Origin of the sequence: Streptomyces sp. MK7 (genome assembly GCF_032658145.1) — a bacterium.
Classification (GTDB): Bacteria; Actinomycetota; Actinomycetes; order Streptomycetales; family Streptomycetaceae; genus Streptomyces; species Streptomyces spiralis.
Genome location: NZ_JAVACL010000034.1, coordinates 78,955 through 87,777, shown reverse-complemented (window position 1 = coordinate 87,777; position 8,823 = coordinate 78,955). Strand labels below are relative to the sequence as shown.

Annotated in this window: 9 protein-coding genes; 5 read left to right on the top strand and 4 right to left on the bottom strand. The window is 69.0% G+C overall.

Annotated elements, in window-relative coordinates:
* Positions 1-139 precede the first annotated feature (139 nt).
* Together R2S09_RS29490 and R2S09_RS29485 are read right to left on the bottom strand one after the other, a co-directional pair.
* Positions 140-370, bottom strand: coding sequence for a hypothetical protein (locus R2S09_RS29490; protein WP_316744319.1), 231 nt, complete (start codon positions 368-370; stop codon positions 140-142).
* Positions 371-679: 309 nt separating this feature from the next.
* Entirely contained in the window at positions 680-1,738 is a 1,059-nt protein-coding gene (locus R2S09_RS29485; protein ID WP_306192653.1) for an aldo/keto reductase, read from the bottom strand.
* A 107-nt stretch (positions 1,739-1,845) separates the two neighbouring features.
* On the opposite strand from R2S09_RS29485, the gene R2S09_RS29480 reads away from it, so the two are divergent.
* Positions 1,846-2,454 carry a TetR/AcrR family transcriptional regulator gene (locus tag R2S09_RS29480; RefSeq protein WP_306192652.1) on the top strand — a complete coding sequence of 203 codons (609 nt, stop codon included), beginning with the start codon at positions 1,846-1,848 and terminating at the stop codon, positions 2,452-2,454.
* Positions 2,455-2,542: 88 nt separating this feature from the next.
* Here R2S09_RS29480 and R2S09_RS29475 read toward each other — a convergent pair whose 3' ends face one another.
* Entirely contained in the window at positions 2,543-3,718 is a 1,176-nt protein-coding gene (locus tag R2S09_RS29475) for a hypothetical protein (protein WP_306192651.1), read from the bottom strand.
* Positions 3,719-3,774: 56 nt separating this feature from the next.
* Entirely contained in the window at positions 3,775-4,191 is a 417-nt protein-coding gene (locus R2S09_RS29470; RefSeq protein WP_316744316.1) for a helix-turn-helix domain-containing protein, read from the bottom strand.
* Positions 4,192-4,230: 39 nt separating this feature from the next.
* On the opposite strand from R2S09_RS29470, the gene R2S09_RS29465 reads away from it, so the two are divergent.
* Genes R2S09_RS29465 through R2S09_RS29450 form a run of 4 tightly spaced genes read left to right on the top strand, consistent with a single transcriptional unit; the run spans position 4,231 to position 8,759 of the window.
* On the top strand, positions 4,231-5,739 hold the full coding sequence (locus tag R2S09_RS29465; RefSeq protein ID WP_316744315.1) for an MFS transporter: 1,509 nt from the start codon (positions 4,231-4,233) through the stop codon (positions 5,737-5,739).
* 24 nt (positions 5,740-5,763) lie between these two features.
* Complete coding sequence (locus R2S09_RS29460) at positions 5,764-6,567, top strand: FAD binding domain-containing protein (protein WP_316744331.1); 804 nt, start codon at positions 5,764-5,766, stop codon at positions 6,565-6,567.
* A complete protein-coding gene (locus R2S09_RS29455) occupies positions 6,567-7,838 on the top strand; it encodes a molybdopterin cofactor-binding domain-containing protein (protein WP_316744314.1) in 1,272 nt (423 codons plus the stop codon). The genes R2S09_RS29460 and R2S09_RS29455 overlap by 1 nt, the downstream gene beginning before the upstream one ends.
* Before the next feature lie 3 nt (positions 7,839-7,841).
* The gene (locus R2S09_RS29450) at positions 7,842-8,759 is read left to right on the top strand and encodes a molybdopterin cofactor-binding domain-containing protein (RefSeq protein ID WP_316744312.1); all 918 of its coding nucleotides are present in this window, start codon (positions 7,842-7,844) and stop codon (positions 8,757-8,759) included.
* Positions 8,760-8,823 lie beyond the last annotated feature (64 nt).

Below are 8,823 nucleotides of genomic sequence, written 5' to 3'. Positions count from 1 at the left end.
CCCACCGCCGACGCAACGCGAAACCACACACCGACAAAGGCTCGAACGAGCAGTCCCCAACTGCCGTATCGAGGCCCACTTCGGACCGCTGGGGTGGTCGGCCCGTGTCAGCGGCGGCCTGAGCCGGCTGGAAGGTGAGTCACCGAGATCGCTTGGCGGCGTTTGCCCGGTAGCGTTCCAGCGCGCCGATGGAGAGTGCCGATCCGGCCATCGGCCCGAACACGATCGAGTTCGAACCACCGCCGTGCTCTCGCTCCCAGATACGGAATCCGACCAGCAGGACAACGACTCCGAACAGCACGATCTGTATCCACCTGATGTTTACGGCCCGCTGGCCGTGACCATCAGCGTTGCTGTCTCTTTTGCGCACCGGGGCTCCTCTGCTCCTTCAGTGTGCCGACTGCACTGGTGCAGGAACGGCTGACCATGAACCATCGTGTCGGCGCCTGAGCAGGCCCAAGCTCCGCCCCCAGCCCAGTCTCCCCGGTGACCCCGACGGCCAAGGAAACGACACATCCAGGTGGCCGGCAGAGCCCAGTCCTCGGTGCTCTCGCCCTCGGTTCGGCGGGGACAATCGGGGTCCGAGCATGCGCGGTTCCCGCGGCTCGAACGGCTCCCAGGAGCAGTTGACGCGCAGTGCGGACGCGCGATTGCCCGCTCCAGCTGCCTGACGCCGGCCTCAGGCAGCGGTCGGAGGCGTGAAGTCGCCCACTGGCGGGTTGAGACGGGCAAAGCCTTCCTGGCGCTGGTAGGGGAAGTATGGGTAGGGCGCTGTCTTCCTGCTCGCCGCGTCGAGTTTCGCCATCTGGTCGGGTGTGAGTGCCCAGCCGACGGCACCGAGATTCTGGCGAAGCTGCTCCTCATTGCGGGCGCCGATGATGACGGAGGAGACGGTCGGCCGTTGCAGCAGCCAGTTGATGGCGATCTGTGGGATGGCCTTGCCGGTCTCCTGCGCGATCTCGTCGAGGACGTCGACCACCCGGTAGAGGTGCTCGTCATCGACCGGCGGGCCGTAGTCGGCGGTTTGGTGCAGCCGGCTGCCGGCGGGCAGCGGTTGGTCGCGGCGGACTTTGCCGGTGAGCCGCCCCCAGCCGAGCGGGCTCCAGACGAGCGCGCCGAGGCCCTGGTCGAGTCCGAGGGGCATCAGTTCCCACTCGTAGTCGCGGCCGACAAGGGAGTAGTAGACCTGATGTGCGATGTAGCGCGCGTGGCCGTACCTCTCCGCGATCGCGAGGGACTTCATCACCTGCCAGCCGGAGAAGTTGGACACCCCGAGGTAACGGACCTTTCCTGCGCGCACGAGATCGTCGAGCGTGGACAGGGTTTCCTCGATCGGCGTGCCGGCGTCGAAGGCGTGCAACTGGAACAGGTCGATGTAGTCGGTGCCGAGCCGGCGCAGCGCGTCCTCACATGCGGTGATCAGGCGGGAGCGGGAGGAGCCCGCATCGCCTGGGCCGTCACCCATCGGCAGGCTGGTCTTGGTGGACACGATCACCTGGTCCCTGCGGCCTTTGATCGCTTCGCCCAGCACCACCTCGGACGCGCCGCCGGAGTACACGTCGGCGGTGTCGAACATCGTGATCCCGGCCTCCAGACAGACGTCCACGAGGCGGCGCGCCTCTTGCGCATCGCTGTTGCCCCAGGCCCCGAACAGCGGTCCTTCGCCGCCGAAGGTGCCGGCGCCGAAGCTCAGCGCGGGGACCTTGAGTCCGGATGCACCCAGCCGCCTGTATTCCATGGCCGCTCCCCGATCTTCTCAGCCGACTAACTAACGGTTCTGAAGTTCCGTTAACATGGTCCCTCAAGGTAGCAGATGCAAGCAGTTAACGAAACTGGGGTCCTGTTATGGGTTCGGAGCCGGGAAGCGTCCGGCCGGGAGGGCGCACGGCGCGGGTGCGGGCGGCCGTGCTGCAGGCAGCCGGGGACGCCCTGGCCGAGCGGGGCTTTGCCCACTTGGACCTCACCGACATCGCGCGCCGTGCCGAAGTGGGCAAGACGACCGTCTACCGTCGCTGGGGAACGGTGACCGGCTTGGTGGCCGACCTGCTGGTGGACATGGCCGAGCAGTCACTGCCGCGCACGGAGACCGGCTCGTTGCTCGGCGACCTCAAGGCCAATGCCCGGCTCGTGCAGCGCACCCTGGCCGACCCGCGGCAGGGGGCACTGTTCAAGGCCGTGATCGCCGCCGCCACCTGCGAGGCGAAGACGGCCCAGGCTCTGCACCACTTCTACGACATCCGCGTCAAGGAGTGGGCCCACTGCGTCCAGCAGGCCATCGACCGGGGCGAGGTCCCCGAAGACACCGACACCCATGAGGTGATCCGCGCTGTCTCCGCTCCCCTCTACCACCGCCTCCTGACCAGCGGCGATCCCCTCGACGAAGACGCCGCGGACCGGGCCGCCGAGGCCGCCGCGGCTGCCGCGCGCGCAGGAGCGTACCTGCGGAGCAGATGACCCGTGTGACGCCTCGCGTCCGGCACCGAATGCGGATCACCGTGGGTGATCTCCGGCGGTGCAGCGGCGCCCAATGGAGACGGGGCCATCAGGAACAAGATCGGCAGACGCTCCGCAGGTTCTGCCCCGACGCACCATCAGCCGCTAGTCGCCACGTCGGCCGGTCCGGTGCCTGAGACGATTCACTCGCCCCTTGGTGCCCGAAAGCCGGATACCCCGGCAGCGGGGCTGCCTTCCAGTCTCCGGCGACCTCACGCAACAGCAACCGCATCGTCTCCGCGAGCGCTGGGAACTCCTCCAGCCTGCTCGCCATCTCCCAGCGGTGCCTCAGCACCTGGCGTCTGGTCGGGGCCGGGCGTCGAGTCCGATGGAGCGGCCCGTCCTCCACGGTCCGAGGCAGCAGCCTCACCGTCACATCCACCGTCCAGACCGCTATGGCCTGCCGCATGCCGGCCTGCCACACCTCGTCCTCGGCCAGTGCCGGGTACACGTCAAAGACCTCCGCGCGATATGCCTGCTCCATCTCCGCGGCCATCCTGGCCGGCAGGGTGAAGACGCACCAGCAACTGGAGAACGGCATCCGGCAGTACGCTGCCGTCAGGAACACCGACTGGTAGCGGGCTGCCTCGAAGTCGATCAGCCGCAACCCCTCCGAAGTCAGCAGGTTGTTGTCGGGACAGGTGTCACCCGGGGTGAAAGCCGGATACTCCTCCCCACCTGCTGTCCCGATCCGGGACAGTTCCTCGGCAAGGCCCGGTGGAGCTTCGATTCCGGCGCCGTCGAGCAGCACGAGCAGATCAGCAGCGTTCCGTGCGATCCACGGCTCGTCCTCCCAGGACGGCATGCCCTTGTCGTACCGGGACCACAACCTCGTGAGATCGCCGCGCCGGTGCACCGATTCGGCGGCCAGTCCACCGAGCCCACGGGCCCAGGCCAGCAACCCGTTTTCCGCGACGGTCGGATCGTTCCCGAGCAAGACGTCCGCCAGGGTGGGTGCCTTCCCAAGGTCCGCCATCACCAGCAAGGGAACCTCGGGGTCTACGCCCAGAACCTCGGGACCGGCGATCCCGAGAGACAGTCCGGCGGCCTCAGCCGTGAAGCAGCGCAGCGACTCCGGGTCGTTGTTGAACGCCTTGACGATCACACTGCCGCCGTCGGCGGTCTCACAACGCAGCACCGTGCTGCGTGAGCTGCCACCCAGGTTCACAGGGCCGTACAGCTCGGCACCCAGCAGTTCACTGGCGGCGTGCAAGATCAGCTCCATCGCGGCATTCTGCCACCGACGCCCCGGACGCCGCAGATCTACGAGTTGTCAGTACATCAACGCCTGCCAGGTCCCACGTGAGGGTCGGGACTCGATGCGGTGGCTGCGTCATAGGTGGCGCGGGCGGTGGTGATGTCGGCTCGGTGGCGTTCTGCCCAGCCGACGAGCCCGGTGAGGGTCGCGTGGAGTTCGCGGGCCATGGGTGTGAGGCTGTATTCCACCTTGGGCGGCACCGTGGGGTGGACGGTCCGGACGAGCAAGCCGTCGCGTTCCAGCCTGCGCAGGTTCAGGGTGAGCATGCGTCGGCTGATGCCTGTGATGGTGCGTTCCAACTCCGTGAACCGGACTGGTCCGTGTGCTGCGGCGACGAGGATTCCGATGCTCCACTTGCCCGCGACGTGGTCGAGGACCTCGGTGATCGGGCAAGCCTCGTTGCTGACCTGGTCGGACACATCGGTGTGACTGTGGGACATGAAAGTGCCTCCTTCCGCTGCGCGTCATGGTTACAGAAGATGAGCGCTGTAACAAATCGTGCACTATTGGAAGGGGTTCCCGTGCGGACAACCAACTCATCAGCACAGACATCGCGTTGGGCGGCACTGGCCGTGCTCTGTGCCGGGCAGCTGATGGTCATCCTCGACGGGACCATCGTGAGCGTCGCGCTGCCGTCCATCCAGCACAGCCTCGGGTTCTCCTCGTCCAGCCTGGCGTGGGTGGTCAACGCCTACCTGGTCCCCTTCGGCGGCCTGCTGCTGCTTGCCGGACGGCTCGGCGACCTCATCGGGCGCAAGAGCGTCTTCATCGCGGGTCTGAGCACTTTCACCGCTGCCTCCCTGCTGTGCGGTGTGTCCCAGGACCCGGCGACGCTGCTCGCCTCCCGGTTCGTCCAGGGCATCGGCGGCGCGGTGACCTCCGCCGTCACGCTCGGCATGGTCGTGACCCTGTTCCCGCAGCCGCAGGAGCGGGCCAAGGCCATCGGCGTCTACAGCTTCGTCCAGTCCGCCGGCGGCTCGCTGGGCCTCCTCGCCGGCGGCGCCCTGACGCAGAGCATCGGCTGGCACTGGATCTTCTTCGTCAACGTCCCGATCGGCATGGTGGCCGCTGTGTCGGCCGGCCGCGTGCTCGCGTCCGAGCAGGGTGTCGGCATCGGCAAGGGGAGCGATGTGTTGGGCGCGCTCCTGGTCACCTCCGCGCTGATGCTCGGCGTCTACACGATCGTCGAGACCACCGACCGCGGCTGGGCTACGGCACACACGCTGAGCTTCGGCGCCGTGGCACTGTCTCTGCTCCTGGCGTTCGTCGTTCGCCAGGCCAAGGCGACCTGTCCGCTGCTGCCGCTGCGCGTGTTCCGGTCACGCAACGTCTCGGGGGCGATGGGCATCCAGGCCCTCATGGTGGCCGGGATGTTCAGCTTCCAGTTCTTGTGCGTCCTCTACCTGCAGAAGGTGCTCGGTTTCGACGAAATACACACCGGCCTCGGCGTCTTCCCGGTCTCGGTCGCCATCGGTGCGCTGTCCCTCGGCCTCTCCCCCAAGGTCATCGCTCGCTTCGGGCCCCGTACCGTACTTCTCCCGGGGCTCGCGCTGATCGGGGCGAGTCTCGGCGTGCTCGGCCGCGTACCAGCGGACGGAAGCTATGCCGTGGACATCCTGCCCGCACTGCTGCCGCTCGGCATCGGATTCGGCCTCGCGATGCCGGCTCTGGCCACGCTGGCAATGTCGGCGGCCACACCCGAGGACTCGGGGATCGCATCCGGCATGTTCAACACCATGCAGCAGATCGGCGCCGCCTTCGGTCTCGCGGTCCTCAGCACGCTGGCCGATGCGCACACGGACGCCCTGCTGGGTGACGGGGCCAACACCGCCTCAGCACTCGCAGGGGGATACCAACTCGCCTTCCGTATCGGAGCGTGCCTCATCGTCGTCTCCCTCCTCCTCGCCGCAGCCCTGCTGCGATCCCCCGCCCCCGCGCAACGTCCAGCGGTCGAGCAGACACCCGTCGCCGAGAACGCCGCTCACTGACCAGGCTGCGCCGGGCTCCGGGACATCACGTCGCGCGGTGACGGCCTGCACATCGGCGCGCTGGCCCGGCTCAACGACGTCGGCCAGGACCTGCGCGTCGAGGCGTCGTACCCCGTGCTGTCCCAGGCCATCCTCAAGGCGGCCTCCGCGCAGTTGCGGAACCTGGCCACCATCGGCGGTAACCCGGTGCAGCGCACCCGGTGCCCCTACTTCCGGTCGACCGGTCCGGTCGCCTGCAACAAGCGTGTCCCCCGCTCCGGTTGTGCCGCGCTGCACGGAGCCAACGAGCGGCGGGCCGTCTTCGAGGGGACCGAGGACCGCGTGGCCTTACAGCCTCCGGACCCCGCCGTCGCCCTCGCCTGTCTGGACGCGGAGATCATCACCGAACACGTGGACGGCGGCCGCAGGATCCCGGCGGCAGAGTTCCACACCCTGCCCGCCGAGGATCCGGCCGCGCACAACGTGCTGCGGCCCGGCGAGCTGATCACCGGGATTGAGCTGGGGCCGCCCGCGCCCCGGTCGGCGGACGTCAAGGTGCGTGAGCGCGAGAGTTACGAGTTCGCGCTCGTCTCGACCGCCGCCGCGGTCGAGGTCCGGGACGGGCTGATCTCCCGCGCGCGGCTGGCCCTCGGTTCCGTGGCGCTGCGCCCCTGGCGGCTGTACGACGCGGAACAGGCGCTGGTGGGTCTGCGCCCCGGCAGCCCCGAGGTGATGGACGCCGTCAGTTCGGGCTTTGCCGCGAGTCGCCCCCTCTCGTCGAACGCGTACAAGATCCCCCTCGCCCGCAACACGGCGCTGCGTGCCCACGAACTGGCCCTGCAGGCGTGATGACCGGTATTCGTGGTGCGACGAGGCAGGACGGTCCTGCCAAGGTCACCGGAGCGGCGGAGTACGCGGCCGACTACAACGCGGCCGGCCAGGTGTACGCGGTCCTGGTGGGTGCGACCATCTCCGCCGGCCGGGTCAGCGGCTACGACGTCGACGAGGCGCAACGGGAGCCGGGCGTCGTCCAGGTGCTGACGGAGCTACCGGCCGTCGACGAGGCGTTCGCGGCGCTGCCGAGTCCTCCGCTCGCGACCCGTTTCCTGCCCATGCAGTCCGACGTCGTGCACTACTGGGGACAGCCGGTGGCGATGGTGCTGGCCGAGTCCCTGGAAGCGGCCGAGGGTGCCGCGACGTACGTACGGGTGTTTTACGAGCGGGAGCCGTTCATCGACCCGGACACGGCTGTGGCCGTACCGCCGTCGCCGGAGAGCGGGTACGGGATGCTCAGCGACCTCGAGTTCCGCAAGGGCGACGCGGCCGGGGCGCTCGCGCGGGCGCCCGTGCGAGCGGCGGGCACCTCCACACAGCCGTCCCGGCACGGCAACCCGATGGAGCCGAGCGCGATCGTCGCCGAGTGGCATGACGGCCGGCTCACCGTCCACGACTCGGTGCGGCACGTCTACGCGGTGCAGGACACCCTTGCCGCCGCCTTCGGCGTCGCGGCCGACGAGGTGCGGATGATCGCCCCTCATACCGGCGGGGGCTACGGGACCAAGGCCTTCGTCTGGCCGCACGAGATTCTCACCGCCATGGCAGCCAAGGCAGTCGGTCGCCCGGTGAAGCTGGTGCTCACCCGCCAGGACATGTACAGCATCGTCGGCTACCAGCCGCTGATGGAACACCGTGTGTCCCTGGGCGCCGACGAGAGCGGCGAGCTGCAGGCGATCGTCCACGAGGTCGACAACGTCACGGCCGTCACCGACGACCACGTGGAGTTCGGCTCCGTGCCTTCCAAAGTGCTGTACGCCTGCCCGAACATCTCCACGAGCCAGCGGGTGCGGCGTGGCAACGTCAATCTGTCGTCCTTCATGCGCTCGCCCATCGACGGCCCCGGCACCTGGGCGCTCGGCTCCGCGATGGACGAGCTGGCCCACACCCTGTCCATGGACCCGCTCACGCTGCGCCTGGTCAATTACGCGGAGACCGACCCCGCCGACAGCACGCCGCGATCCTCGAAGAAGCTCAAGGAGGCGTACGAGGAGGGGGCCCGGCGATTCGGCTGGTGGGAGCGGCCCAAGGGTGGCACCCGGGACGGCCACCGGCTCGTCGGCTGAGGCATGGCCGACTGCACGCAGGGCCAGTGCAGGTTCACCGCCAAGGCCCGCATCCGGCTGCGGGCCGACGGCACCGCGACGGTCGAGGCCGGGTACACCGACATCGGAGCGGGGTCCACCACGATCTTCCCGCAGATCGCGGCGGAGACCCTCGGCATCGGCATCAGCGCCATCGAGGGGGTGTCCGGCGACACGGACCTGCCCTACGCGGGCCCCACCTACGGATCGGGGACGACACTCGCCATGGACACCGCTGTGCGCCTGGCCGCGAACGACGTCCTGCGCCGGCTCGCCGACGTGATGTCCTGGGCCGCCGAGGAGGTGCGGGCCGACTACGGCGCCCTGATCTGCCGTGACCAGCGCCGGTCGTACGGCGACATCCTGCGGGCGGCGCGGTTCGACGAGGTGGTCGGCGATGGGGAGATGGTCCTGCCCGGTGGCGCGTCCGCCGACGCGGGAGCACCGGGTCTCTCGTCCCGTACTTTCGGTGCCATGTTCGTCGAGGTCGGCGTCGACCCTGACCTCGGGCTGCTGCGGCTGCGCCGGGCGACGGGCGTCTACAGCGTCGGCGCGGTCGTCAACGAGCGCACGGCACGCTCGCAGATGATCGGCGGCCTCGTGTGGGGCTGGGGCACGGCCGCGATGGAGGCCGGCCGCTTCGAGCCGAACCTGGGCCGTTGGCTCTTCCCGGACCTCGCCGGAGTGCCACTGCCGGTGAACGCCGACATCCCGCCCCACATCGACATGTCCTTCGTCGACGAGTTCGACCCGCACGCCGGGCCGCTCGGCGCCAAGGGATTCGGGGAGCTGTCCGCCACCGGCATCGCGGCGGCCGTGGCCAACGCGGTGTTCGACGCGACGGGCCGGCGCGTGCGTGACCTGCCGATCACGCCCGAGAAGCTTCTCGATCCTCGTATGTGAGCCCCGGACGACCCGGACAAGAGCAAGCCGCCGGAAGGGAAGGTTCTGGAGATCGCAACAGAGG

What these genes read in the sequence shown, in the direction of transcription:
- R2S09_RS29485 (WP_306192653.1), bottom strand. Translation starts at nt 1,738, where the DNA reads ATGGAATACAGGCGGCTGGGTGCATCCGGACTCAAGGTCCCCGCGCTG.
- R2S09_RS29480 (WP_306192652.1), top strand. Translation starts at nt 1,846, where the DNA reads ATGGGTTCGGAGCCGGGAAGCGTCCGGCCGGGAGGGCGCACGGCGCGG.
- R2S09_RS29475 (WP_306192651.1), bottom strand. Translation starts at nt 3,718, where the DNA reads ATGGAGCTGATCTTGCACGCCGCCAGTGAACTGCTGGGTGCCGAGCTG.
- R2S09_RS29470 (WP_316744316.1), bottom strand. Translation starts at nt 4,191, where the DNA reads ATGTCCCACAGTCACACCGATGTGTCCGACCAGGTCAGCAACGAGGCT.
- R2S09_RS29465 (WP_316744315.1), top strand. Translation starts at nt 4,231, where the DNA reads ATGAGCGCTGTAACAAATCGTGCACTATTGGAAGGGGTTCCCGTGCGG.
- R2S09_RS29455 (WP_316744314.1), top strand. Translation starts at nt 6,567, where the DNA reads ATGACCGGTATTCGTGGTGCGACGAGGCAGGACGGTCCTGCCAAGGTC.
- R2S09_RS29450 (WP_316744312.1), top strand. Translation starts at nt 7,842, where the DNA reads ATGGCCGACTGCACGCAGGGCCAGTGCAGGTTCACCGCCAAGGCCCGC.